25 protein-coding genes and 1 pseudogene are annotated in these 23,454 nt (G+C 58.9%); 17 read left to right on the top strand and 9 right to left on the bottom strand.

Features of this window, described 5'->3' with window-relative positions; translation table 11 throughout:
* The first annotated feature begins 139 nt into the window (after positions 1–139).
* Entirely contained in the window at positions 140–1,288 is a 1,149-nt protein-coding gene (locus BS629_RS10965; protein ID WP_077988223.1) for a site-specific integrase, read from the top strand.
* A gap of 692 nt (positions 1,289–1,980) precedes the next feature.
* Here BS629_RS10965 and BS629_RS10960 read toward each other — a convergent pair.
* From BS629_RS10960 to repA, 5 genes and pseudogenes are all read right to left on the bottom strand, one after another.
* A pseudogene (locus tag BS629_RS10960) lies at positions 1,981–2,188 on the bottom strand (cold-shock protein).
* A gap of 153 nt (positions 2,189–2,341) precedes the next feature.
* A complete protein-coding gene (locus BS629_RS10955; RefSeq protein ID WP_018482017.1) occupies positions 2,342–3,076 on the bottom strand; it encodes an NYN domain-containing protein in 735 nt (244 codons plus the stop codon).
* Between the two features lie 231 nt (positions 3,077–3,307).
* A complete protein-coding gene (repC, locus tag BS629_RS10950; protein ID WP_077988222.1) occupies positions 3,308–4,522 on the bottom strand; it encodes a plasmid replication protein RepC in 1,215 nt (404 codons plus the stop codon).
* A gap of 189 nt (positions 4,523–4,711) precedes the next feature.
* The gene (gene repB / locus BS629_RS10945; protein WP_077988221.1) at positions 4,712–5,749 is read right to left on the bottom strand and encodes a plasmid partitioning protein RepB; all 1,038 of its coding nucleotides are present in this window, start codon (positions 5,747–5,749) and stop codon (positions 4,712–4,714) included.
* Entirely contained in the window at positions 5,746–6,969 is a 1,224-nt protein-coding gene (gene repA / locus BS629_RS10940; RefSeq protein WP_032998569.1) for a plasmid partitioning protein RepA, read from the bottom strand. The genes repB and repA overlap by 4 nt, the downstream gene beginning before the upstream one ends.
* A gap of 375 nt (positions 6,970–7,344) precedes the next feature.
* On the opposite strand from repA, the gene traI reads away from it, so the two are divergent.
* The 13 genes from traI to BS629_RS10875 all read left to right on the top strand — a co-directional run bounded on the left by traI (position 7,345) and on the right by BS629_RS10875 (position 18,518).
* Positions 7,345–7,983 (top strand): acyl-homoserine-lactone synthase, encoded by a 639-nt coding sequence (gene traI, locus BS629_RS10935; protein ID WP_077988220.1) that lies wholly within the window; start codon positions 7,345–7,347, stop codon positions 7,981–7,983.
* Positions 7,980–8,957: a P-type conjugative transfer ATPase TrbB gene (gene trbB, locus BS629_RS10930; RefSeq protein ID WP_077988219.1), complete on the top strand. Its 978-nt coding sequence runs from the start codon at positions 7,980–7,982 to the stop codon at positions 8,955–8,957. The genes traI and trbB overlap by 4 nt, the downstream gene beginning before the upstream one ends.
* Positions 8,947–9,330, top strand: a complete 384-nt coding sequence (locus BS629_RS10925; RefSeq protein WP_077988218.1) for a TrbC/VirB2 family protein — start codon at positions 8,947–8,949, stop codon at positions 9,328–9,330. The genes trbB and BS629_RS10925 overlap by 11 nt, the downstream gene beginning before the upstream one ends.
* A complete protein-coding gene (locus tag BS629_RS10920) occupies positions 9,323–9,622 on the top strand; it encodes a conjugal transfer protein TrbD (protein ID WP_077988217.1) in 300 nt (99 codons plus the stop codon). The genes BS629_RS10925 and BS629_RS10920 overlap by 8 nt, the downstream gene beginning before the upstream one ends.
* Before the next feature lie 10 nt (positions 9,623–9,632).
* Positions 9,633–12,089, top strand: coding sequence for a conjugal transfer protein TrbE (locus tag BS629_RS10915; protein ID WP_077988216.1), 2,457 nt, complete (start codon positions 9,633–9,635; stop codon positions 12,087–12,089).
* Positions 12,061–12,864, top strand: coding sequence for a P-type conjugative transfer protein TrbJ (gene trbJ / locus BS629_RS10910; protein ID WP_077988215.1), 804 nt, complete (start codon positions 12,061–12,063; stop codon positions 12,862–12,864). The genes BS629_RS10915 and trbJ overlap by 29 nt, the downstream gene beginning before the upstream one ends.
* Positions 12,861–13,061 (top strand): entry exclusion protein TrbK, encoded by a 201-nt coding sequence (gene trbK / locus BS629_RS10905; RefSeq protein ID WP_077988232.1) that lies wholly within the window; start codon positions 12,861–12,863, stop codon positions 13,059–13,061. The genes trbJ and trbK overlap by 4 nt, the downstream gene beginning before the upstream one ends.
* Positions 13,055–14,236, top strand: a complete 1,182-nt coding sequence (trbL, locus tag BS629_RS10900; RefSeq protein WP_077988214.1) for a P-type conjugative transfer protein TrbL — start codon at positions 13,055–13,057, stop codon at positions 14,234–14,236. Before trbK ends, trbL begins: the two co-directional genes overlap by 7 nt.
* A gap of 20 nt (positions 14,237–14,256) precedes the next feature.
* Positions 14,257–14,919: a conjugal transfer protein TrbF gene (locus BS629_RS10895; protein WP_077988213.1), complete on the top strand. Its 663-nt coding sequence runs from the start codon at positions 14,257–14,259 to the stop codon at positions 14,917–14,919.
* Between the two features lie 17 nt (positions 14,920–14,936).
* Positions 14,937–15,749 (top strand): P-type conjugative transfer protein TrbG, encoded by an 813-nt coding sequence (gene trbG / locus BS629_RS10890; RefSeq protein ID WP_077988212.1) that lies wholly within the window; start codon positions 14,937–14,939, stop codon positions 15,747–15,749.
* Between the two features lie 3 nt (positions 15,750–15,752).
* Positions 15,753–16,193 (top strand): conjugal transfer protein TrbH, encoded by a 441-nt coding sequence (trbH, locus tag BS629_RS10885; protein WP_077988211.1) that lies wholly within the window; start codon positions 15,753–15,755, stop codon positions 16,191–16,193.
* Between the two features lie 11 nt (positions 16,194–16,204).
* Positions 16,205–17,503 (top strand): IncP-type conjugal transfer protein TrbI, encoded by a 1,299-nt coding sequence (gene trbI / locus BS629_RS10880; RefSeq protein ID WP_077988210.1) that lies wholly within the window; start codon positions 16,205–16,207, stop codon positions 17,501–17,503.
* A gap of 310 nt (positions 17,504–17,813) precedes the next feature.
* The gene (locus BS629_RS10875) at positions 17,814–18,518 is read left to right on the top strand and encodes an autoinducer binding domain-containing protein (RefSeq protein WP_077988209.1); all 705 of its coding nucleotides are present in this window, start codon (positions 17,814–17,816) and stop codon (positions 18,516–18,518) included.
* 3 nt (positions 18,519–18,521) lie between these two features.
* On the opposite strand, the gene BS629_RS10870 is transcribed toward BS629_RS10875, so the two are convergent.
* Positions 18,522–18,812 carry a transcriptional repressor TraM gene (locus tag BS629_RS10870; protein WP_077988208.1) on the bottom strand — a complete coding sequence of 97 codons (291 nt, stop codon included), beginning with the start codon at positions 18,810–18,812 and terminating at the stop codon, positions 18,522–18,524.
* Between the two features lie 259 nt (positions 18,813–19,071).
* On the opposite strand from BS629_RS10870, the gene BS629_RS10865 reads away from it, so the two are divergent.
* The 3 genes from BS629_RS10865 to BS629_RS10855 all read left to right on the top strand — a co-directional run bounded on the left by BS629_RS10865 (position 19,072) and on the right by BS629_RS10855 (position 21,039).
* Positions 19,072–19,320, top strand: coding sequence for a helix-turn-helix domain-containing protein (locus BS629_RS10865; RefSeq protein WP_027668121.1), 249 nt, complete (start codon positions 19,072–19,074; stop codon positions 19,318–19,320).
* Between the two features lie 242 nt (positions 19,321–19,562).
* On the top strand, positions 19,563–20,180 hold the full coding sequence (locus tag BS629_RS10860; protein ID WP_077988207.1) for a type IV toxin-antitoxin system AbiEi family antitoxin domain-containing protein: 618 nt from the start codon (positions 19,563–19,565) through the stop codon (positions 20,178–20,180).
* Positions 20,173–21,039 (top strand): nucleotidyl transferase AbiEii/AbiGii toxin family protein, encoded by an 867-nt coding sequence (locus BS629_RS10855; RefSeq protein WP_077988206.1) that lies wholly within the window; start codon positions 20,173–20,175, stop codon positions 21,037–21,039. Before BS629_RS10860 ends, BS629_RS10855 begins: the two co-directional genes overlap by 8 nt.
* 130 nt (positions 21,040–21,169) lie before the next feature.
* Here BS629_RS10855 and BS629_RS10850 read toward each other — a convergent pair whose 3' ends face one another.
* From BS629_RS10850 to traF, 3 genes are read right to left on the bottom strand one after another with little or no spacing between them, the layout of a single operon-like run.
* On the bottom strand, positions 21,170–21,787 hold the full coding sequence (locus BS629_RS10850; RefSeq protein ID WP_077988205.1) for a TraH family protein: 618 nt from the start codon (positions 21,785–21,787) through the stop codon (positions 21,170–21,172).
* Positions 21,788–21,803: 16 nt separating this feature from the next.
* Positions 21,804–22,967: a conjugal transfer protein TraB gene (locus tag BS629_RS10845; protein ID WP_077988204.1), complete on the bottom strand. Its 1,164-nt coding sequence runs from the start codon at positions 22,965–22,967 to the stop codon at positions 21,804–21,806.
* The gene (gene traF, locus BS629_RS10840; protein WP_018482041.1) at positions 22,957–23,454 is read right to left on the bottom strand and encodes a conjugative transfer signal peptidase TraF; all 498 of its coding nucleotides are present in this window, start codon (positions 23,452–23,454) and stop codon (positions 22,957–22,959) included. The genes BS629_RS10845 and traF overlap by 11 nt, the downstream gene beginning before the upstream one ends.

Below are 23,454 nucleotides of genomic sequence, written 5' to 3'. Positions count from 1 at the left end.
AAGATTCCACTGATCTTGGCAGGTAATAAACCGTATCATTCCAAGGAAATTGATTCTGCTTAATCAAGCTGATCGACAAGCGAGAATCGGGGCAAATCACGGCCTTCTAGGCCGCCAGAACCGTCCTTTTGGAGCGCCCGTGGTCAAAGCCAAGAAATCAGCAACCGCCGTAGAGCGACGCGCCGAAGAACTCGACACCATTGCCGCGGTGCTGCCGATCGAGCGGCGCGACGAGCTCGCCCAACTCTTGACCGACCAGGATGTCGAGACGCTACGCCATCTGGTCAACCAGGGCATGGGCGACAATACGCTGCGGGCGCTGACCTCCGATCTGGCCTATCTCGAAGCCTGGGGCTTGGCCGCAACCCGGCATTCTCTCCCTTGGCCGGCGCCCGAGGCGCTGCTGCTGAAATTTGTCGCCCATCATCTCTGGGATCCGGAAAAGCGTGCTGCCGATCCGGATCACGGCATGCCGGCCGATGTCGACGAAAACCTTCGAAACCAGGGTTTTCTGAAATCCACTGGCCCGCACGCGCCCGCCACGGTGCGCCGGCGGCTGGCCAATTGGTCGACGCTGACCAATTGGCGCGGGTTTGACAGCGCCTTCGCCTCCCCTGCCCTCAAGTCGGCGATCCGCCTCGCCGTGCGCGCCGTCCCGCGGACGCGGGGTCGCAAGAGCGCCAAGGCGGTCACCGGCGACGTGCTGGCAAAACTGCTGGCGACTTGCGCGACCGACAGCCTGCGCGATCTGCGCGACCGAGCGATCCTCATGGTCGCGTTTGCGTCCGGCGGCCGCCGGCGCAGCGAGATCGCCGGACTGCGCCGCGAGCAACTGACCGTCGAGGCGCCGATCCCAGTCGAGAATGGCGCCCCCCTCCCCTCTCTCGCCATCCATCTCGGTCGCACCAAGACCAGCTCCGGTGAGCAAGACGATGTCGTCTATCTGACCGGCCGGCCGGTGGTGGCGCTCAATGCCTGGATGGCGGCAGCCAAGATCGAGAGCGGCAGCGTGTTTCGGGGGATCGGGCGCTGGGGGACTGTGTCGCGGCGGGCGATCGATCCGCAGTCTGTCAATGCCATTCTCAAGCAGCGGGCGGAGATGGCTGGGTTGGAGCCGGAGGAGTTTTCCGCTCATGGGCTGCGGTCAGGCTATCTGACAGAGGCCGCCATTCGGAACATCCCTCTTCTGGAAGCGATGGAGCAATCGCGACATCGATCCGTTCAGCAGGCTGCAGGCTACTACAACAACGTTACAAGGCGGAGCGGGCGTGCTGCACGGATGCTGTGAAAACAGTCGGCCCAAAGAGGACGCTGAGGCTCGCCGATGTAGAGTAAGACGGGGGCGTTGCCGTCAATCAGCCGCCCGCGGAGCTCCTCCCTCGCAAAACTCCAGAAACCGCGACGCCGGATCAGCGGTCTCCTCGAGCTCGACTAGAAGCAAATACGTGCAGCCCCTGTACCTTCACACCGCTTGGTGTCGGTCACGTTAGTCGTCCCTCAGCGGGCGCAGATGGAGCATCACGAGGGAACCTAGTACTCGCGAAACGGGGATACTGCTGATGTCTCTAAGCTTCTGGTCTGCATCCTCTCAGCCGCATCGAAATTAAATGCGTCGATGGCGTCCTTGGGGCCGGCCGGCCGGCTCTAAGAACAGGTCCGTCAAGACAATTGGGGCGATCTCGTGAGGCCTTGATCGATAAGGATGGCAAAAATCGTAATGAAGGATGTGGCGGTCGTCCTGCTTGCGCAAAGATGGCCCAGCACGGGATGAGGGGCGCAGGGCTCCGATAGTGACTGACAGCCTGCTGTCCGTCGGACCCAAGCGGTTCGGGAGGTGGTGAACCGCTTGAACACTCTGAGGGTAATACTGCAATGCAGAACATTGAAGTCCCGCGCTTGCACCGCGCACATATCTCGGCCTGCAAAAAAAGGATAGTCTTGTCGAATCCGGCCTATCCGACCATTCACATGCAGTCAGACTCAGGCCTGCAGGTTGTCCGCAGACATCTTGCCGGACTTGCGATCCTTTACCAGCTCATAGGTAATTTTCTGGCCGTCGTTGCCGGCCGCGCATGCCGGCCCGCTCCACTGCGGAAATATGGACGAACACATCGGCGCTGCCGTCGTCCGGCTCGATGAACCCGAAGCCCTTCGTTGCGTTGAACCACTTTACCATACCGGTCGCCATGACGTCTTCCTTTGATCAATCGCATTGCCGAAGCGTGCTCGGCTGACACTTTTTTTGCGGGCTGCACTGATAGACGCTTCTTGCCGCGGGGAAAGCCCATACTCACCGTCGAGGTGTCCCGGTACTCCTCGCTCTATCGCCGCGACGATGGTGCTACTTGTTACCTCGTTGTTTCACCCGGATGCTGATCGGACCGCCCTCGGCCTGGCGAATCTCAAACTGGTTCGTCTTGCGGATAAGATCGCTGAGTTTTCGGAAGCCGAATGTACGCGGGTCGAAATCCGGCGCCAGGTTCAACAACTGCTTGCCGACGGTGCCCAGGTTGACCCAGCCGTCATCGCTATCCTCCTGGGACAGTACCTTCTTGATCAGCGGCACGGCCGATGTTGCCGGCTGCAGCGGCTTGTCGGTGGAAGCAGTATTCTGCTCGTCCTTGATCGCGCCAGGAAGCAGATTTTCGGTATAGACGAACCGCCGGCAGGCCTGGCGAAAACTTTCCGGTGTCTTCTGCTCGCCGAAGCCGAATACATCGACACCCTGCTCGCGGATCCGGGCGGCAAGCCGCGTGAAATCGCTGTCCGAGGACACCAGGCAAAAGCCGTCGAACCGACCGCTGTGCAGCAAATCCATTGCATCGATGACCAAAGTGATATCGGAAGCATTCTTTCCCGTGGTATACGCGAATTGCTGCTGCGGGATAATCGCGTGCTTTGCGAGTACGTCCGCCCAACCCTTGGAGCGCGTGCCGGAAAAATCACCGTAGATGCGACGCACGCTCGCCTCCCCGATTTTGGCTACCTCTTCGAACAGCCCGTCGGCGATTTTAGCGGATGTATTGTCCGCATCAATCAGAACAGCCAGGCGCGGAGATCTAGTTTCAGACGGCATTGCACCTCCTCATTTTTAAAACGGTCTCGAAGGCCAGCAGAGCACGGCTCGGACCAGGCAAGCAACTTCATTTAACTCGCCCATCGGACCGAGCGAAAACCTGCCTCGTCGGATGATGTCAGTAGCCGCCAGCCGAGTTGATCTACCCTTCCCCGCTCCAGCATCCGCCGATCGCAAAACCCTGACAGCTGTCAGGGTTTTGACCAGCCGACCACAAGCATAGGCAACCAACTATCCCGTCCTGCGATTGCTATCGCCATCGACCCGAAGCAGCGCCATAAGCGCCGGGCCAAGTGAAAATTCGCCCCGTGCCGCCTTCCGTGTCAGGTCTCGCAGATATCCGCCAGGCGAGTTGATGTGCCCTGCCCGCTCAAGGATGCAGGCGATCGCCGTGGCCGCACTTTCCGGCCCCATCACCTCGCAGGCCTCCTGATAGGCTGAGGGGCTGACGCCCAGCATCGACCGGACGACCACCGCTGCACCCATCATCTCGCGCCAACTTCCGATCGTACCGCCCGGGCCATATATCGCGATCTCGGGGCAAGCCCGCATCACCATGCCAAGTGGAAAAATCCGGACTGGCTCCCGCTTCGGCCGATCATCGTCCACCGCCTTTGCGCCCTGCTCGTTTTCAGAGCTAGGTTCAAGTTCATTGATGGATTCGGTGTTTGAATTCTGTATGTGACGCTCACTTTGGTCACCATTGGTGCTATTATTTTCGTCTTTTTGCTGCACTTCCAGGATGTTGACCGCCTCCTGCAGCAGGAGCTCCATCTCGTCCAGGATTGAATTCACATCGCTGAGCGTCGGAGCGCGCGGAATCCTGCCTACGAGACCGACGTACATCGCTTCGATGTTTTCCCAGTTGCCTGACGCACCTTCCTCGATCGCGGCAGAAATGAGCTTTCGAACGTCACGCCGGCATATTGTCAAATTCTCCTTCGCCCGACGGAGGGCGAAACGATCTGCAACGACCTGTTGCGCCATCATGGCAAGCTCATCTGTTCGCATGAGCAACGGTGACAGATCAAAGCCGAATGCGCTATCGATCGCACCCGCCTTGTCCTTCCGGGCGTAGCGCTTTCCATTCGCGCTGTCCTTCCGCACGATCAGTCCTGCCTCAACGAGAAGGGCCAGATGTCTGCGAAGGGTAGCGCCGGCGATACCGTGCGCCCGAAGTGTCAATTGTGTGTTGGACGGAAAAACGATGAGTTGCGCATCCTGGCGCAATTCGGTGTCTGGATGAAAGCTCAGGAGCGCGTCAAGGACGGCCAGGCTGCGATCCTGCAGGCCAAGCAGCTCCCTTGCTTCGGATGCGTCCCGAAAGACTTTCCACTTGTCCGCTGTCTTGCCCGGCTTAATCTTACTCGTCTCCATTTGCCGCTTCACCAGGGCAAGCGTCGCCGGCCGCCGCCCAAAGGGCGTCGTCACACTTCCAATCTGCATTTTCTTCACCTTCAAAAAGGCAAAAGAAACCTGCTCACCAAATTACGGTGCCAAAGACTCTTGACTGGGATTCGGGGAAATGCGATTCTCTAGTTGTCACACATTGAGAGAGGCTTCCACGACGGCAACGTTTGGGGGGCCTTTTTCTTTTGCAGTTCGTCCTTTTTTATCTCCAAACCCTGACAGCTGTCAGGGTTTCTCGTCTTCTCGCAGGCGGACAAAGCGCTCCGTTAGCGCTGGGAGCTCCGCTTCAACAAACTTCAAAAAGTCGACCCCGAGTGAACCCTCAGCCGAAATTCGAACCTCTTTCGAGGATCTCAACAGGGCGCCAAGCTTCGTTCCGCTTTTGTCTGTAATCGGGCTTGGCTCTCTCCGACCAGCCGATACTGGCTTGATGGCGTTCAATGCACGCTGAAACCTTTGATCGGACGTCTCAACCGCATCGCCCCTCCTAACCAGTGCCGCCCTTAGGGCATCGAGCGCTCCCGTGTCGCCCGCAACCGTCTTGGCAAGGTCGAGCCAACGTGGCCGCCCGATCTTCGGCGCTCGCCCAATGGCCTCGATGATATCCGCGGGAACGATCCTGTAGACATTCCGCATCCGAGCCAGTTCTGCGTCCTCGATCGAAAGCGCAGCGTAGATGTGCCGAGGCTTGATCCCCGCATCATCCATTCGCGATGCAAACAACGCGCGCTCGATCCAGGTGAGGTCTTGGCGACCCGCGTTTTCGATGCCTTGTGCAAGAACTAGGTCGAGGTCGGAAATCTCGACTTCGAGAGCGCGAACAGGCCTGTCAAGCTGCCTAGCAGCGAGCCATCGTCGATGACCGTAGACGATCTGATAGCGACCTGGGGAGGAGGGATGTTTGCGGACCTGGACGGGAACCTGTTGCCCCTCAGTCTCGATCGACCGTTTGAACGCCTCGAAGCTCGTTGCGTCATCGTCCGGCAGTCTGTCCGGATAAGGGGATGGGTCGATGAGCGACGGATCCAACTCGCGAACCGAACCACCGCCTGACTCCACGATAGCCTTCAAGCGATCTCGCTCTGTTCGAATGTCGTCGATTGCTCGGTGTGCAGCACCGATCACACCTGCTCCGACACGATTTCCGAGAACCAGGGCAGGGGCCTGCGACGGCTGCTGTTGATCCGCAGCCTGATCGCTTTCCAGCTCTGCGGAAAGCAACCCGAAGCTGGCGACAATCGACTTGCGAGGGGATTTGCTCATGTCCGCCCCCAGCTCTCATTGACAAGGCGAACAATCGCCTCGTTCACAGCATCTACCGCCTCGCGGGCACGCTTGTGAGTATCGCGTCCGATCTGTCCCAATTCGAGCTCGTATACCGAGCGTTTCGCCAAGCCGGCTGCCTCAACGGCGGTGCTTTCAATGGCGGTCGGCAATAATACATCGGAGCCGAACAGGTGCCGAAGCATCGCAACGACTTGCGACTGTGGCGCGTCATTGGGGTCGTGTCGTGTAACCAGATACCGGATGAAGTCCTGGTCCAACTGAGCGCCGCTCTCGTTCAGAACACTAATCAGATCACCCATCATGAGAAGGAACTGGCTCATTGACGCGACGTCCAGCATGGCCGGGTGGACCGTAATGATCATGCTAGTCGCGGCGTATATCGCGCTCAAGGTCAGAAAGCCGAGGGACGGCGGAGTGTCGAGAATCACGATGTCGTAGTCCGCCTCGACTTCCAAAAGGGCGAGTTTCAGCCGCTCAAAAAAGATTGCGCCGGAGTTGCCCTTGTTCGCCAAGATCCGTGGCGTTTCGTGCTCATACTCCATGACTTCAAGATTGCCAGGAATGAGGTCGATGCCATCGAAATATGTCCTGCGAATTATATGGCGGATGGGACGACGCTCGGCGTCATCGTAACGCAAAGCCGCATAGATCGTTTCATTCGACCCGACATCAACTTCTGGCTGAGCACCGAACAAAGCGGACAAGGATGCTTGCGGGTCCAGGTCGAGTGCGAGGACGCGATACCCATGAAGGGCGAGATAGTGGGCAAGGTGGACACAGGTTGTCGTCTTCGCGCTGCCGCCCTTGAAGTTGGCTATCGCAAGAACCTGGAGGTGCTCCCCGGCACGACGACGAGGAAGGAATCGCAAGGCGTCTGCAGGTTTCTGCATCGCGAACAATTCACGCAGTTCATTGATCTGGTCCAGTGTGTAGACGCGATGGTTATTTTCCAGCCTACTCGGAATCGGCCCACGTCCTTCGGTGGACATGAGCTTCAGGGTGGAATCGGGTATAGACGTCAGCTTCGACACTTCGTTGGTCAGAAAGGGACGCAGGGTCTTTTCCGATTTTGGCGGATACATACGAGTTCTGAGCTGCTGCAATTGCCCGGACAGAAGCCCGGCATGGCGCATGATTTTGCTGCCGGCATCTTCCTTCGAGCCAACACTTGCTTCTACTCGGTTTGCTATCGCCATCTGTCCCTCTTGGCGGCTTTTCGCCGGTTTACCGGCCATTGCCCGCTAAAAATAGAACACGATTCTCCGAACTGGTCCAGAGGTTTAGGGTTAACAAAAGGTTAACGACCGGGGACAATCTGCATAAGGCTGTTCCGATTTTTGCTTTACCGCTCCGGGGGTTAGCCTCAAAGGCCTGGCTCCCTGATCCCGGAATGTTCTCCTGTGAATCCTACAAATCCGAACAGTGTAGCAGCAAGCAGATTAGGCGGCTCTGTAGCGCCACACCCCTTATGACCGCGACTCACCTCGCTACGTGCATGTTGAATCCTACAACTGCCCTCCGATTCCAAACTGTGCTGATTTCCCGCCGACCAACAACGACGGAGAAAGATCATGCGGGCTCTCGCGCTCTCAACACCCCGGACGATCCAAGAGGCGCATCTCCTACACATCCACTATCAGCTTCGTGCTCGGGTCTTTTCCGATCGCCTGGGTTGGGAAGTCGATGTAACGGCGGGGTGCGAGTCCGATCGTTTCGACGCGCTTCGGCCGACCTATATTCTCGCCATCGCAGAGACGGGCGAATTGGCGGGGTGCGCAAGGCTTCTTCCTGCGCTCGGACCGACAATGGTGGCCGACGTTTTCCCGTCGCTGCTCCCCGACGGCCAACTCAAGGGGCATGCCGCGATGATCGAGAGTTCTCGCTTCTGTGTCGACACGGCTCTCGCGGAGGGGAGGGGCGCCGGCTCGGTCCATGAAGCGACGCTGACCATGTTCGCTGGCATCATCGAATGGTGCCTGGCAAACGGGTACACTGAGATTGTTACGGTGACCGATCTTCGGTTTGAGCGCATCCTCGCCCGCGTGGGGTGGCAGCTGCATCGTTTAGGCGAACCCAAGAAGATCGGCGTGACGACGGCCGTAGCGGGCACGCTGGCCGCCAATGCGGCCACGTTCCTCAGGCTTCGCCCCTCCAACTACCGTTCTGAACTCGCCCCCTGTCAGCCAGGCAGCGTAAGGAGAAATCCGTGAACCAGCTTCGCTCTCACCCTCGGCTCGTCCGCAAACTTCAGGAGGCGCTCGGCGACCAGCTTTGTGTTGCCCTGGACGACGCGAACGTCGTCGAGATCATGCTTAATCCGGACGGAAAGTTGTTCATCGAACGGCTCGGTCACGGCGTTACGCCCGCCGGCGAGATGTCGTCGGCTGCAGCGGAGATGGTGATCGGTACAGTGGCGCACGCGCTTCAGTCAGAGGTCGACACGGAACAGCCAATCATCTCCGGCGAGCTGCCAATCGGTGGCCACCGCTTCGAGGGACTGTTGCCGCCCGTTGTCACCAAGCCTGCCTTCACGATTCGTCGCCGGGTATCGCGCCTCATTCCGCTCGAAGACTATATTCGCGCCGGCGTGATGACAGAATACCAAGCCGCCACGATCCGCAGTGCCATTTCCACGAGGCTGAACATCATCATTTCCGGCGGAACGGGCTCGGGCAAGACGACGCTAGCGAACGCGGTCATCCACGAGATCGTCAAATCTGCGCGCCAGGATCGTCTCGTCATTCTTGAGGATACCGCGGAAATCCAATGCGCAGCCGAAAACGCCGTTCTCCTGCATACCAGCGATTCGATCGACATGGCGCGGCTCTTGAAGAGCACAATGCGCTTGCGCCCCGACCGGATCGTCGTTGGCGAAGTTCGCGACGGCGCGGCCCTGACGTTGCTCAAGGCCTGGAACACCGGTCACCCAGGCGGCGTGGCGACCATTCACTCGAACACCGCCATGTCAGCGCTACGTCGGCTTGAACAGCTGACCGCCGAAGCAAGCCAGCAGCCGATGCACGAGGTGATCGGGGAGGTCGTCGACTTGGTCATCTCGATCGAGCGAACGCCGCGTGGGCGGCTTGTTCGCGACATCATTCAAGTCGAGCGGTTCATCAACGGACAGTACGAGATCGAATCCGATCAGCTCACCGAAGAACAGGAGGCGCGCCATGTCGCGTAAGCATACCCTCATCGCCGCCGCGCTCTTGGCGGCGCCCATCGTTCTTGCCTCAGTCGCGCCGGCGCTCGCCAGTTCCGGCGGCAGCCTCCCATGGGAAGGGCCACTGCAGCAGATTCAGGAGTCGATCACCGGCCCGGTCGCGGGTGCGATCGCGCTTGCAGCCGTGGCCATTGCCGGCGGCATGCTCATCTTCGGCGGCGAGCTCAACGATTTCGCACGGCGCCTTGTGTACGTCGTTCTCGTCGCCGGCATCCTGCTCGGCGCCACCAACATCGTCGGCCTGTTCGGTGCGACCGGCGCTTCGATCGGGCTAACCGACGAGCAGGTCACGTCAATTGGTTCGAACGGGGGAGGGGAGGGAGATGATGGCTGAGTCCGTGTCCGGCTTGCGACGCAATCGCATCCATCGTGCCCTCTCGCGCCCGAACCTTCTGATGGGCGCGGACCGCGAATTGGTGCTGATCACCGGCCTTGCGGCCGTCATTCTCATCTTCGTGGTTCTCACGGTCTATTCGGCGCTCTTCGGCATCGCCGTCTGGATCGTCATCGTCGGGGCGCTCAGGATGATGGCGAAGTCGGATCCGCTCATGCGCCAAGTCTATATCAGGCACATTTCTTACAAGCCCTACTACAAGGCAACCACTTCGCCGTGGCGCCGGTATTGAGGAGGCGGCCATGGTAGCTCTCAAACGCTTCCGGGTAACCGGCCCGTCCTTCGCCGATCTCGTTCCCTATGCCGGCCTCGTCGACAATGGTGTTCTCCTCTTGAAGGACGGAAGCCTGATGGCCGGCTGGTACTTCGCGGGACCGGACTCGGAAAGTGCGACCGACCTTGAGCGCAACGAGTTGTCGCGGCAGATCAATGCCGTTCTGTCACGGCTCGGAAGCGGCTGGATGATCCAGGTCGAGGCCATCCGTATTCCGACAGTCGACTATCCATCAGAAGATCGATGCCATTTCCCCGACCCCGTGACCCGCGCAATCGATGCCGAGCGTCGGGCGCATTTCGCGCGCGAGCAGGGGCATTTCGAGAGCAAGCATGCGCTGATCCTGACCTACCGGCCACTTGAGTCCAAGAAGACTGCACTCAGCAAATACGTCTATTCGGATGAGGAGAGCCGGAAGAAGTCCTACGCGGACACGGTGCTCTTCGTGTTCAAGAACGCGGTGCGTGAGCTTGAGCAGTATTTTGCCAACACACTTACGATCCGGCGAATGGAAACCCGCGAAACACTTGAGAGGGGAGGGGAGCGAATTGCCCGGTATGACGAGTTGCTCCAGTTCGCCCGATTCTGCACCACTGGGGAAAGCCATCCAATCCGGCTTCCCGATATTCCGATGTATCTCGACTGGATTGCCACGGCGGAGCTTGAGCACGGACTGACGCCAAAGGTCGAAAACCGTTTCCTCGGCGTCATCGCGATCGACGGTCTGCCGGCCGAAAGCTGGCCGGGGATTCTGAACAGCCTTGATTTGATGCCGCTGACCTATCGATGGTCATCACGCTTCATTTTTCTCGATGCCGAAGAGGCCCGACAGAAGCTCGAACGCACGCGGAAGAAATGGCAGCAGAAGGTCCGGCCGTTCTTCGACCAGATCTTCCAGACACAAAGTCGATCCGTCGACCAGGACGCGATGACCATGGTCACCGAGACCGAGGATGCGATCGCGCAGGCCTCGTCGCAACTGGTTGTCTATGGCTATTACACACCGGTCGTCGTGCTGTTCGACCGCGATCGCGAAGGACTCCTGGAGAAGGCCGAAGCGATCCGGCGGCTGATCCAGGCGGAAGGTTTCGGGGCGCGGATCGAAACGCTCAACGCCACCGACGCCTATCTCGGCAGCTTGCCGGGCAACTGGTATTGCAACATCCGTGAGCCGTTGATCAACACCAGCAATCTCGCAGACTTGATTCCGCTGAACTCGGTCTGGTCGGGAAACCCGGTCGCGCCATGCCCCTTTTACGCAGCGAAATCCCCGCCCTTGATGCAGGTTGCGAGCGGATCGACGGCGTTTCGTCTGAATCTGCACGTCGATGATGTCGGCCACACGCTGATCTTCGGTCCAACGGGTTCGGGCAAGTCAACACTGCTCGCCCTGATAGCCGCGCAGTTTCGCCGGTACGAAAATGCGCAGATCTTCGCCTTTGACAAAGGCAGTTCACTTCAACCCCTGACGCTCGCAGCCGGCGGCGATCATTATGAGATCGGCGGCGACAATGCGGAAGAGGGGAGGGCGTTGGCCTTCTGCCCGCTCTCCGATCTCAAAAGTGACACCGACCGGGCTTGGGCGACAGAATGGATCGAGATGCTGGTCGGTCTCCAGGGTGTCACGATCACACCCGATCATCGTAACGCCATCTCTCGGCAAGTCGGACTGATGGCGAGCGCATCCGGTCGCTCGCTCTCGGATTTCGTCAGCGGCGTGCAGTTGCGCGAGATCAAGGACGCATTGCATCATTACACCGTCGATGGCCCGATGGGCCAGCTCCTCGATGCGGAAGAGGACGGCCTCACACTCGGCGCCTTCCAGACCTTCGAAATCGAGCATCTGATGAATATGGGCGAGCGCAATCTCGTGCCGGTGCTGACCTACCTGTTCCGCCGGATCGAGAAGCGGCTGGATGGGTCGCCCAGCCTGATCGTGCTCGACGAGGCGTGGCTGATGCTTGGCCACCCTGTATTCCGCGACAAGATTCGCGAGTGGTTGAAGGTACTGCGCAAGGCGAATTGCGCTGTCGTTCTTGCGACCCAATCGATCTCCGATGCCGAGCGGTCCGGGATCATAGATGTACTTAAGGAATCCTGCCCGACAAAGATATGCCTCCCAAATGGCGCCGCTCGCGAGTCGGGGACGCGAGAATTCTACGAGCGCATCGGCTTCAACGAGCGACAGATCGAGATCGTCGCTACCGCCATGCCGAAGCGCGAATACTACGTCGCCACGCCAGAAGGCCGGCGGCTCTTCAACATGTCGCTTGGGCCAGTCGCGCTGAGCTTTGTCGGCGCGTCGGGCAAAGAGGACCTCAAACGCATCCGCGCACTGAAATCCGAACATGGCCACGACTGGCCGATCCACTGGCTTGAAACGAGAGGAGTTCACGATGCCGCATCGCTACTCACGTTCGAATAGATGGCTCGCCTGCTTGGCGGCCGCCGCTCTCACGATCGGAGCTGCAGGCTCTGTGCAAGCCGGTACAGCCACCGGCGCTGCGACCGAATGGACGCAGCTCGCCAACAATGCGCAGCTCGTGGATCTCATGAAAAGCTCCGGCATCCAGGTCGACAATCAGCTGACCCAGATCAGCCAGCTTGCAGAGCAGATCCAGAACCAGCTGAAGATCTACGAGAACATGCTGCAAAACACGGCGCAGCTTTCTGACCATGTCTGGGGTCAGGTCGAAAGCGATCTCAACCAGCTGCGCAGCATCGTCGACCAGGGACAGGGCATCGCCTTTTCGATGGGGAATGCGGACGACGTTCTTCAGCAGCGCTTTCAAAGCTATGCCGATCTCAAGACCAACTTGCCGGACAACGCGACGTTCTCCTCGACCTACCAGTCCTGGTCGAACACCAACCGCGACACGATCGCCAGCTCGCTGAAAGCGGCGAGCCTCACGGCCGACCAGTTCGATAGCGAGGAAGATACGATGTCCTCGCTGCGGTCGATGTCCGAGACGGCTGACGGGCAGATGAAGGCTCTGCAAGTCGGGCATGAAATCGCCGCTCAGCAGGTTGCCCAGATGCAGAAGCTTCGGGGCCTTGTCTCGCAGCAGATGACGATGATGGGAACCTGGCTGCAGACGGAACAGACAGACAAGGACCTGGCACAGGCGCGGCGGGAGAAATTCTTCAACGCCGAGGTCAAGAGCGTTCCGGAAGGCCAGAAAATGGAACCGCGATGGTGAGCCGCCCCGTCCTGATTGCCTTGCTGTTGGCTGTCGCCGCTGCATCGTCTGCAGCGATAGTGCTGATCGTCAATTCCCGAAACACAGGAATACCCGCGCTCACCGAGGAGCAGCGCGCCGTCCGGGAAAAATTCTTCGGCTCCGACAAAGAGCTGCCGCCGATCGAGGAAGGTCAGGAGATGAGCCCGAGATGGTGAAGGTAACTGTCGCACGCTCGTTCCTGATTACAGGTCTCTTTTTCCTCACCTATGCTGTTCCCGCATTCGCGCAGGAGGGACAGGTTCTCACGGAACTGGAAAACCAGGTCTCATCCGCTGCGAAGGGGTGGGAGACCACCATTATGGAGGCAGCGAAATCCCTATTCTGGATTCTTGCAACGATCGAGATCGGCATTGCGGCCGTTTGGTTGGCGATCCAGTCAGCCTCACTGGACAGCTGGTTCGCCGAACTGGTGCGGCGGATCATGTTCATCGGGTTCTTCGCATTCGTTCTGACCCAGGGTCCGACCTTTGCGCGAGCGGTGGTCGACAGCCTTTTCCAGATTGGCGCCGGCGGTGGTTCAGCTTCGCCTGCTGAAGTGTTCGATGCCGGCATCCGCGTCGCCTCCCAAATGTCGCAACAAGCACAGTTCGGGGTGTTCGAAGACAATGCGCTCGCGATTGCCGCCGTTCTTGCCATGGGCATCGTTGTCATCTGCTTCTCGCTGGTTGCCGCTATTTTCGTGTCGGTCATGGTCGAAATGTATGTCGGCTTGCTCGCCGGCATGATCATGCTCGGGCTGGGTGGTTCGTCCTTCACGAAAGACTTTGCTGTTCGATACCTCGTCTATGCCTTTGGCGTCGGCATGAAGCTCATGGCCTTGGTGATGATCGCCAAGATCGGATCGAACGTCCTGCTTGGCCTTGCTCAAGCACCGACTGCCTCGTCGGATCAGTTCGTCACGACCTTGGCCATCGCCGGTATCTCCGTCGTCGTCTTCATCATCGCCATGTATGTCCCGAGCATCATCCAGGGCGTCGTCCAGGGCGCATCGGTATCCGGAGGAATGGAAGCGATCCGCCACGGCGGGCAAACGGCGTCTTTTGCCGCCGGTGCTGGCTTCCTCGCCGCCGGCGCTGCGGGAGCGGGGTTTGCGGCGGCTCAAGCCGCACGGGCTGGCGGTTCATCCATTGCAGGTGCTGCTCTTCGCGGCGTGGGCGCGAGCTTCGCTTCCGGCGCGCAAGCAGCCGGATCTGCCGCGAAGGAAAAGGCAATCGGCTCTCCGGGCGCTTATGCCGGGTCCATTCTCGGACTGGCCAATGCGAAGCTCGATGAACAGCGCGGCGGTCATAGCGGACCGAAACCTCCTCCCGAACGCAACGACAAACCGTAATCGAGACAAGGGAAGAATAAATGGCAGCGAACCGCGCCCCGGAAAACCCGTATCTTGCCGCCCGCCAGGAATGGAGCGAACGCTATGGCTCCTATGTGAAGGCCGCAGCCGCATGGCGCATTGTTGGTGTCCTCGGTCTGGTCATGGCCGTCATCGGCTTCAGCTACGCGATGTATCTGAGCACGCAGGTGAGGCTCGTGCCTTACATCGTCGAGGTCGACAAGCTCGGAACCGCAGTCACGGCAGGCTTTCCGGAACAGATCGAGTATGCCGATGTCCGCGTGGTGCGCGCCACACTCGGTAACTTCGTCACGAGCTTTAGATCGGTCACGCCGGATGCGGTGGTGCAGAAGCAATATATCGACCGCACCTACGCCCTTCTTCGCACGTCCGATCCGTCGACGGAGAAGGTCAACGCCTGGTTTCGAGGCAATTCTCCGTTCGAGAAGGCGAAGTCTTCGACAGTTGCCATCGAGGTCAACAACATCGTGGCGCTTTCGAACCAGACCTATCAGATCGACTGGACGGAATACGAGCGAGACCGCAAGGGCAAGGAGATCGGCACGCGGCGGTTCCGCGGGATCGCAACGGTGACGCTCACCGCGCCACAGGATGAGGCGACGATCCGCCTCAATCCAATCGGCCTCTACGTCCGAGATTTTGACTGGACGGCACAGCTTTAAGGGCAGGGAATCTTTCAATGAAAAAAACGGGATTAATCGCAGCCGCCGGCTGCATAGCCGGACTCTTGCTAGCGGCGGGCGCGCAGGCGCAAAGCATGACGAGCAACGAGGTGAAAGGAACAAATCTTTCCAGAAAGTGGCGCGGCACGCAGGGACTGGTCACGACAGGTCCGGACGGAAAGGTCATCTTTCTGTTCGGCGAGACCCAGCCGTCCGTCGTCTGCTCTCCTCTACAGGTCTGCGACATCGAACTTCAGGGTGGCGAGATCGTTCGCGACGTCCTCGTCGGCGACACCGTGCGCTGGAAGGTAGAGCCGGCCACCTCGGGTGCCACAGGCGGACAGGCCATCCATCTCATCGTCAAACCATCTGAGCCAGGGCTTCTCACCTCGATGGTCGTCACCACGTCACGTCGAACCTATCACATCCAGCTCAAATCCCATCCCAGCCAGTACATGGCGCGCATTGGCTTCGAATATCCGGAAGACGTGTCCACCAAGCTCGCCGACATAAACGCCCGTCTCGAAACGGGCGGCATTCCGGGCACAGCGCCGGACAAGCTGAACTTCTCCTACTCGGTGAGCGGGAGCGCGCCCTGGAAACCGAAGCGGGTCTATTCTGACGGGGTGAAGACCTACATCCAGTTCCCGAAGTCGATCTCCGGTCAGGATGCACCTGTACTCTTCGTCGTCTCCGGCGGTCAAAATCGCATCGTCAACTATCGCATGAAGAACGACATGATGACCGTCGACTATGCGATCGACAAGGCGATCCTCGTTTCCGGCGTCGGTTGGCGGCAACAGAAGATCACCATCCGGCGGGGAGGCTGACCTATGGGCAAGCTTCTCGGATATTTCGTCGTGGCCGCGCTGCTCTCCGGTTGCCAAACGGCCGACGACGCCCTGACCACCAGCTCAACCCCGGTGGCCGTTACTAGACCAGCCGCGAGCGCCATCGCCGGCGACATGGCAAGCCGCCTGGCTGAACAGATCGGGCCAGCCGGTGCTACGACGACGATCAAAATGGCGAAAGACACGTCGGAGTTTGCGACCGCCCTCGAAGCGGCCCTGAAGGGGTGGGGCTATACGGTCGTCACGGACAGCAAAGTCGCCAAAGACATCAAGCCGGTCGAGCTTTCCTATTCGATCGAGGGCTTCGACGGGCAGGTTTTGGCGAAGCTCTCGACGCCATCCATCGCTCTCGGCCGTGCTTACACGCCGACGGCGGCGGGTGCTGTGCCGGCCAGTCCCCTTTCGATCATGCAGCGCAACTGACGGAGATTACCATGGTCCAGTCGCTCCAGCTTGGCACGTCCAGCCAAGCCGATGATCAGCAGGGCATGCGCCGGCTCAACCGCCTGCCGATCATCGTCGCCATCATTGTCATCGTGCTGTTCGTTAGCATCGTCGTGATTGGTCTGTCGCTGCGCGGGCTTTCCTTCAATCGTGGCGACATCGAGGGTGCTTCCAATAGCCCTGCGACCAGTTTCGGCGACCAGCTTAAGCGGGGTGTTACGGACGGCATTATCGGTGACCCAGAAAAGCAGGAGGTGTTTCAGCCGACACCAATCGTCATCGAGAAAGAGGAAAAGCAGGAACCGGTCGTCGAGCGCCAACCGACAGATCGACAAGATCGCCGACAAAGGCTCGAATCCGAAGAGGAGTGGAAGGCTCGACTGAAGCGAGAGCAGGATGAGCAATATATGCGCGAGGCACAACGCCAGCGGATGGCGCGTCTCCAGGCCCGTTCCACGGCGCTCGATTCGCCACTGAAGGTCGACATCTCCGATGTCGAGAAGGCTGCAAGCTCCACCAATGACACGGGCCGCCAGCCGACAAACGTCGCAGCAAACAGCGCCTCAGACCTTTATGCCGCCGCCATGAAATCCGGCCTGACGGGAGAGAACGTCGATCAGAACGGGCAGACGTCGAAGGAGGACTTCTTCAATCAGGACATCAAGGATCTTGGCTACCTGCCAAACCAGGTGGTGCCGCAGATGTCACCCAATGAATTGAAGCGCGGCTCAGTCATTCCCGCCACCTTGATCACCGGCCTGAATTCCGATTTGCCAGGGCGGATCACGGCTCAGGTCAGCCAGAATGTCTACGACAGCGCGACCGGCTATCGCCTTCTCATCCCGCAGGGCGCAAAGCTGTTCGGCCGTTACGATTCCAAGGTGTCCTTTGGCCAGGAACGTGTGCTCGTCGTCTGGACGGACCTCATTTATCCGAATGGGGCTACGCTGCAGATCGGAGGCATGGCTGGCACCGACGCCGAAGGATATGGCGGCTTCCAGGATAAGGTCGACCGCCATCTCTGGAGGACGTTCGGTTCGGCTGCGCTGGTGGCAATCATCGGAACTGGTATCGATATGTCGATGCCTGAGAGTTCGACGCTCGCGACGCAGGACACGGCCTCGGATGCAGCACGACGTAATTTTGCCGAATCATTCGGCCGGGTAGCGGAAGAGACGATCTCGAAGAATCTGAACGTTCAGCCGACAATTCGCATCCGGCCGGGCTACAAGTTCAACGTCCTGGTCGATCAGGATATTGTTTTTCCGTCAGTCTATAGCGGCCGCTAACCAGCTAGTGGACCCTCAGATTTTCGCTTGTCGCTGAACATCGCGAGGTCATTCCGCGCGGCGGCGCAGGTGTGACTAAAAATCTCTACAAAAATCATCGTCTTTAGATCAGAAAGAGTTGAATACTCGGCAGAGGTGAATAGACCTAAGGGATGCAACGAACGTGGATCTGCTTCGCGTAGAAGCAACCGCCATGTGGTCCAATGTCCCATGTGGCTCCGGCTAGCCGAACGGTGCCAACCGGTACCTAGCGGCGTCAGAATGGCGCCACGAGTGGGAGGCTTGCACCGTCGCAAAAGGAGAAAAGTTAGTGGACGGTGACCTTCGCTCTCTCATCGATATGACAGAAGCCGCACATGATGAACGTATGATCAAAAGTGCTTTGAAGACATTTGCGCACGCATGTGGCTTCGACCGTTTTGCTTATCTGCAGACCGAGGGGTTGGAAATCCGCACATTCAACTCCTATCCGGAGGAATGGCAGGGCGTTTATCTCGAAGGCCAGTACTCCCGCATCGACCCGGTCGTTACTGAAGCCAAGCGTCGCATGGAAATGTTTTCCTGGACGGCCGACGATTGGCCCGCTCGTGGAACCTCCGAACTCAGGCGTTTTCGGGACCAGGCGATCGATTACGGCATTCGGAGTGGGGTGACTATACCCGTCGAAGGAAGTTTCGGGTCGACGATGATGTTGACGTTTGCATCCTCAGCTCAGACGGCTGACGCTAAAAAGCTGCAGGATGCGCAAAAAGCGATCCAGGCGGTACTGGCGATCCACTACCGCCTGAAAATCATAGCTGCGACGACGATTGTCGCTCCGAAACGGGTACTTTCACCAAGAGAAGCAACGTGCCTAATGTGGGCGGCAAAGGGCAAAAGCGCTCCGGAAACCGCAATGTTGACAGGGATTAATCCGAGGACAGTGCAGCACTACCTTGATAAAGCGCGCGAAAAGCTCGAAGCAGCAACCGTTCCGCAACTTGTCGCGATCGCCAAAGATCACGGTCTGGTATGAGCGTCAGGCTTCGCCATCTGGGGCAACTTTAGGGACGTAGCCAAGCGCATCGATGATTTCCGACAACAACTCCTGCTGGGCTTCGGATTTTTTCTGACGTGCGACATACTCATCCTGCAGGCTTTTGAGTACGGCGGCGGAGACCGACGGATCGGCGCTCGCGCGAGTCCATTCCTCATAGACAGCCTCATCGGCGGCAATAAGATGGCGGTGCTCACGGATCGCAGCAACTGCCAGCACCTCTAGTTCTGACTCTTCCATCAAACTGTGGCGAGATGAGCCCACATCGTTCATCCGCTTCTCCCTAACTTCATTCTGCTGCCCGAACCTAAGGCTGCGGCCTTATTATATCGGTTGAGCGCCATCACAATATCCGCTGAGCATCATCTGGGTCCTGTGCAATTTCATCTCGCGCCTCTCCATACCGACGTCGAAGAGTGCAGGGACTTGAACGACACTGTCTTGCTTATTTGCTCAAAAGGATTCGACCCTCGCTTGTGCTGTAGAGAATACTCCGTGGTAGGAAACTCATCAAGCCGCTGTTCTCCGGATCATGGAGATTCGAGAGGTATTTGCGCGTAATTTGCGAGCTGCACGGCAGGCTAAAGGCTTGTCCCAGGAGGAACTCGCCCATCGCGCGGACATCGATCGCACCTACATCAGTTCGCTCGAGCGTAGCGTCTACAATGCAAGCATCGATGTCGTTGACCGTTTGGCGACAGTCTTGGGCATCGAAGCCTGTGAGTTACTGAAACGGCCCCCGGAGGAGTCACAGATGCCAACCGCCGAGCTTGACGATTAAGAGAAGTTGTCCTGCGGACTGACGAGTTCATGCCCGGCCGGCAATGCTTTCACGTCAATTGGCTAGGTCCGTCGGCAAGGCTACATCTTTACTCTTGACGACCACTGGATTTGTCAGCTCTCATCCAATCGAGGCAACTATTCGTGGTGAAGAATTCACAAGGCGATGATGGCTTTCTCGGCTTTAGGGATTGTGATACAAATCCTAGGATAATAGATCCAATTCTCCGAGCTTTTATATCAATGCCCAGGCCCGTCACGCAACGCCAAATTGCCCGCACCGTGCTAACTGAGCGCGGAATAGCACGTTTGGTGGAACTGCGGAACGCAGGTGTGACGGCTGCCACCATGAGCCGAATGGAACGAGATGGTGAAGTGCTCCGGCTTGCCCGCGGTCTTTATCAACTTCCTGATGCGCAGCTCGACGTCAACCACAGTCTGGCGGAGGTTGCCAAACGCGCGCCAAAAGGCGTTATCTGCCTCGTTTCAGCATTGGCGTTCCACGGCCTGACAGATCAGCTCCCGGGACAAATCTGGCTTGCCATAGCCCGTAAGGACTGGGCTCCGAAACTGGACAGCCCCGCTATGCGCATCGTGCGTTTCACAGACAGCCTTCTCAACGAAAGCGTCGAAACCCATGTCATTGAAGGCGTTCCTGTGAGGGTGTTTGGAATTGCCAAGACAATTGCCGATTGCTTTCGCTATCGCAACAAGATCGGCCTTTCAGTAGCGATAGAAGGGCTGCAGGAGGCGCTGCGGCAACGAAGGGCTACTCCTGGCGAAATCGCCAACCAGGCCGAACGCGGTGGCGCCGGATCGGTGATCCGGCCGTATCTCGAGGCGCTGACCGCCAATGGCTAAAGAAATCAGAAACGTCGGTGCTTCGGTTCGCGCCCGCCTGTTGCAACTCGCCAAGGCAAGCGGACAAAGCTTCGATCTGGTCCTGACGCGTTTCGCTCTTGAACGGTTATTGTTCCGGCTTAGCCAGTCGCCCCACGCCGGTCGCTTCGTTCTAAAAGGGGCGATGTTGATGATGGGTTGGTTCGACAATCCGCACCGAGGCACCCGCGACCTCGATCTTTTGGGTTTCGGTGATCCGAGTCCGGGCCCGATGCTTGAGACATTTCGGGAAATTCTGGCGCAAGAGGCCGACGATGGCGTTACGTTTGACGCTGATACGCTGCATGTGGATCGTATTCGCGAGGCATTGGATTATGGTGGGCTCAGGCTGCAGGTGATCGCTTCGATCAGCGGAGCCCGGATCACCCTGACGATCGACATCGGTTTTGGCGATGCGCTTGAGCCTGGGGTGGAGGTTTTGGATTATCCTTCTATGCTCGATTTTCCGATGCCGCGGCTTCGGGCCTATGCGCGAGAAACGGTCATTGCCGAGAAGTTCCAGGCAATGGTGATGCTGGGGCGAGTAAACAGCCGCATGAAGGATTTCTACGACATCTGGATCCTCAGCAGGTCTTTCGACTTCAGCGATGATCGGCTGGCGCGCGCAATAGCCGCTACCTTTGATCGCCGCGCGACATCGATCCCCATTGACCTCCCCGACGCCCTAACGGACGCCTTTGCCAAGGACCAGCAAAAGCAGCGGCAATGGCGAGCTTTCGTTGAAGGCGTTGCACACAATCCTGGCGATCTGACAGACGTCATCGCGGAGATTGCCACATTCCTGATGCCGCACGCGGTCGCGGCTGCGAGGCTGGACTAGTGAGCGGTTTGCTCGCAATCTGTCTCACTTTAATTTCATGCGTCGAAAGCACACTAATTTCATGCTTTGGAGCCGCGCTAAATTCTGGCTTGGCCGGAAGATGCCCCGCGAATGGGAGGTGAACTCAACGCTATTGCTGACCACCAATGCGGGAAAGATCGATCCGCATCCCCGCGCGTCCAACATCCTGTACCGTCCCTGGCTGTACGTCTTTCGGCGTCGCTTCCTCACCATCCACTGACTCGGCGGGACGCGTCTCATCGCTTTGCTGCGGCGCTTCGATGGGTATTCCAGGATCCTCGGCCTGAAACACACTCACGCCCTCGAACTCGCCGGTTTTCCATGCGTAGACTGCATCATCAAAAATCTGCGGGAAGACATCTTTGCTCGTGGGGTTGCCATACCATTTCGCAACGATCCTCAGAACCTTGGCGAACATCGTCGTGCCTTTGCGGAGGTTCTGGCAAGGATCGACGAAATCAAGCTTCAAATCAGCGGGCTGCTTGACTCCAACCCCAGCAGGAAACTGAGTCAGACCGACTCGGACGACCGCCTGACCAGCGTATTGGCGCATGATCGCCATCGCCTCCTCAGTCGATGTGGCTTTCGGAACGAGTATTAACCGGCCGCCCGATTTAACAGTGACGGCGAGGGGATCATCCGAGCCCGCTGCCATCACGAATTGCTCGATGATCGCGGGCTTGAGAGAAGGGTCTGCACATTCGTTTATCAGGGCTGCGTCGATCATGGTGTCTCCTGGGCACTCAAGTGTTGAAGGCAATAACAAGCGGCTTTGCGAAGAGCTTTGCCCAAGCCGTGGCAGTAGTCCGCTGGATGGCGACGATCGACGTCCCATCGGTCCACCAACCGTTCCCGACGGCAATGATGAAGCCCGGATCGTGCAGCATGGACTGAAGCACCGGCCAAACGATCAGTTGCTCGTAGCAGATCAATGGCGCCGCGCGGCCGGCACCGATCGGGACGACCGGGTTCGCAAAAAAATCCGCCCTGGCACCGCCACTCTCCCCGAACAAGAAACGCCACGGCTGCCACATCGAGCCGGGAACCGGCATGCGTTCGCGATAGAGGATGCGGCTGCCCTTCCTGTCGATCGCGACCAGAACATTGTTGTAGCCCCCGGGATCGACCACCGCGGCCCCGGCCATCACTGTGGCATTGCTATCGCTGAGGGCGCCTGTCCAAAGCCGCGCCACGGTCGGGGTCCAGAAGCCAAGCGCACTTTCCGGCAGCACGACATAGCGGGCACCGTCGCTGGCGGCGTTACGCACCGTTGCGATTATGTCACGCTGGCGTTGAAGACCGGCCTCTCGGCCGAGCGAAGCGCCCAACTCCAGATCAACGCCGCGCCAGCCTTCCGGTAGTTTCGGATCGGTCCAGATCGCGGCGAACCACAGCCAAAGGCCTGCAAAGGCGATGGCGACAGCTGGCCAAATGCGTGTTGCGAGGCCCGCAAGGCCGGCTGTCATGAAGCCAAGGCCCCACCATCCCCATCCCGGGAACAGAACACCCGCCGCCGTGACAGGATGCGCCCAGCCTGTGATGCCGAATGGTGGGATGGCCATGATGACGGCCGCAAGGAGATAGCGAGAAGGACGAACGCGCGTGTTCTTTGTCCAGAGGACAGCATGCACGACCACAAAGCTCAAAGAGGCGCACAGCCAGAGCAACAAGCCCGGCCAGATATCCGACGAATAGAAGGCGGCCACGCCTTGCGGCAAACCACGTGATGCGGCCAGAAAATATCCGGCGGAGACAAGTGCCGCCACTGATCTCGTTCGCGCGATTGACCAAAGAACCGGAAACCCCAGCGCGACAGGTAGAAGCAACACATGGCCGCTCCAGCCCACCACGCCGATCGCGATCGAAGCGAATATCAGCAGCGCCGGCCGAAGGTAATCACGGCACATAGGTGAACACCTCCTGCGCCAGCCCGAGAATGCCGGAGATCGGCACCGGGCCAAAATATCGGGAGTCATAGGAGCCGGGGAATGCGGAATGCAAGAAGACATATCCTGGCGGTACGATGCCGCTTGGAAAGGGCGTCAACGGCCGGCCTTTTCCATCTCGTAGTGCGAGACTGGAAGAGGAAACCCTCCACCCATCCACGCTCACTCTGACGCCGATTTCGACATTTTGTCCTCCTACGGCGATCACTGTCTTGATCAACGGTGCGACGCCGCCCGGGCAGGAACCAGAACGAAAATAGCCACGCGCTCGTGCCTCCCGCATTTCCGCGGTAGCCGGTGGGCAGATGAACACCAGATCATTGACAGCAACGGGGCGATGGAGCGGAACGATACGCCATACGCCGAGTGGCTCGCTCGGCGTCAGATTGATGCGGTAGCCGCCGGCGAGGCCGGTGCCGATCGCCAGTATGACCACCAATGCGGCCAT

The sequence above is a fragment of the Rhizobium leguminosarum bv. viciae USDA 2370 genome (assembly GCF_002008365.1).
In the GTDB taxonomy this organism is placed as follows: Bacteria; Pseudomonadota; Alphaproteobacteria; order Rhizobiales; family Rhizobiaceae; genus Rhizobium; species Rhizobium leguminosarum.
Note: the sequence above shows the minus strand (reverse complement) of the source record. Positions and strands in the feature narration are given on the sequence as shown.

Bases quoted from the DNA above. Each gene is read 5' to 3' on its own strand.
- repC (WP_077988222.1), bottom strand. From the start codon at position 4,522: ATGCAGATTGGAAGTGTGACGACGCCCTTTGGGCGGCGGCCGGCGACG.
- BS629_RS10915 (WP_077988216.1), top strand. From the start codon at position 9,633: ATGGTAGCTCTCAAACGCTTCCGGGTAACCGGCCCGTCCTTCGCCGAT.
- traF (WP_018482041.1), bottom strand. From the start codon at position 23,454: ATGGCCGCATTGGTGGTCATACTGGCGATCGGCACCGGCCTCGCCGGC.
- trbI (WP_077988210.1), top strand. From the start codon at position 16,205: ATGGTCCAGTCGCTCCAGCTTGGCACGTCCAGCCAAGCCGATGATCAG.
- BS629_RS10865 (WP_027668121.1), top strand. From the start codon at position 19,072: ATGGAGATTCGAGAGGTATTTGCGCGTAATTTGCGAGCTGCACGGCAG.
- repA (WP_032998569.1), bottom strand. From the start codon at position 6,969: ATGGCGATAGCAAACCGAGTAGAAGCAAGTGTTGGCTCGAAGGAAGAT.
- trbJ (WP_077988215.1), top strand. From the start codon at position 12,061: ATGCCGCATCGCTACTCACGTTCGAATAGATGGCTCGCCTGCTTGGCG.
- trbL (WP_077988214.1), top strand. From the start codon at position 13,055: ATGGTGAAGGTAACTGTCGCACGCTCGTTCCTGATTACAGGTCTCTTT.
- traI (WP_077988220.1), top strand. From the start codon at position 7,345: ATGCGGGCTCTCGCGCTCTCAACACCCCGGACGATCCAAGAGGCGCAT.
- trbG (WP_077988212.1), top strand. From the start codon at position 14,937: ATGAAAAAAACGGGATTAATCGCAGCCGCCGGCTGCATAGCCGGACTC.
- BS629_RS10870 (WP_077988208.1), bottom strand. From the start codon at position 18,812: ATGAACGATGTGGGCTCATCTCGCCACAGTTTGATGGAAGAGTCAGAA.
- BS629_RS10920 (WP_077988217.1), top strand. From the start codon at position 9,323: ATGGCTGAGTCCGTGTCCGGCTTGCGACGCAATCGCATCCATCGTGCC.
- BS629_RS10855 (WP_077988206.1), top strand. From the start codon at position 20,173: ATGGCTAAAGAAATCAGAAACGTCGGTGCTTCGGTTCGCGCCCGCCTG.
- BS629_RS10895 (WP_077988213.1), top strand. From the start codon at position 14,257: ATGGCAGCGAACCGCGCCCCGGAAAACCCGTATCTTGCCGCCCGCCAG.
- BS629_RS10955 (WP_018482017.1), bottom strand. From the start codon at position 3,076: ATGCCGTCTGAAACTAGATCTCCGCGCCTGGCTGTTCTGATTGATGCG.
- BS629_RS10860 (WP_077988207.1), top strand. From the start codon at position 19,563: ATGCCCAGGCCCGTCACGCAACGCCAAATTGCCCGCACCGTGCTAACT.
- repB (WP_077988221.1), bottom strand. From the start codon at position 5,749: ATGAGCAAATCCCCTCGCAAGTCGATTGTCGCCAGCTTCGGGTTGCTT.
- BS629_RS10845 (WP_077988204.1), bottom strand. From the start codon at position 22,967: ATGTGCCGTGATTACCTTCGGCCGGCGCTGCTGATATTCGCTTCGATC.
- BS629_RS10925 (WP_077988218.1), top strand. From the start codon at position 8,947: ATGTCGCGTAAGCATACCCTCATCGCCGCCGCGCTCTTGGCGGCGCCC.
- BS629_RS10850 (WP_077988205.1), bottom strand. From the start codon at position 21,787: ATGATCGACGCAGCCCTGATAAACGAATGTGCAGACCCTTCTCTCAAG.
- trbH (WP_077988211.1), top strand. From the start codon at position 15,753: ATGGGCAAGCTTCTCGGATATTTCGTCGTGGCCGCGCTGCTCTCCGGT.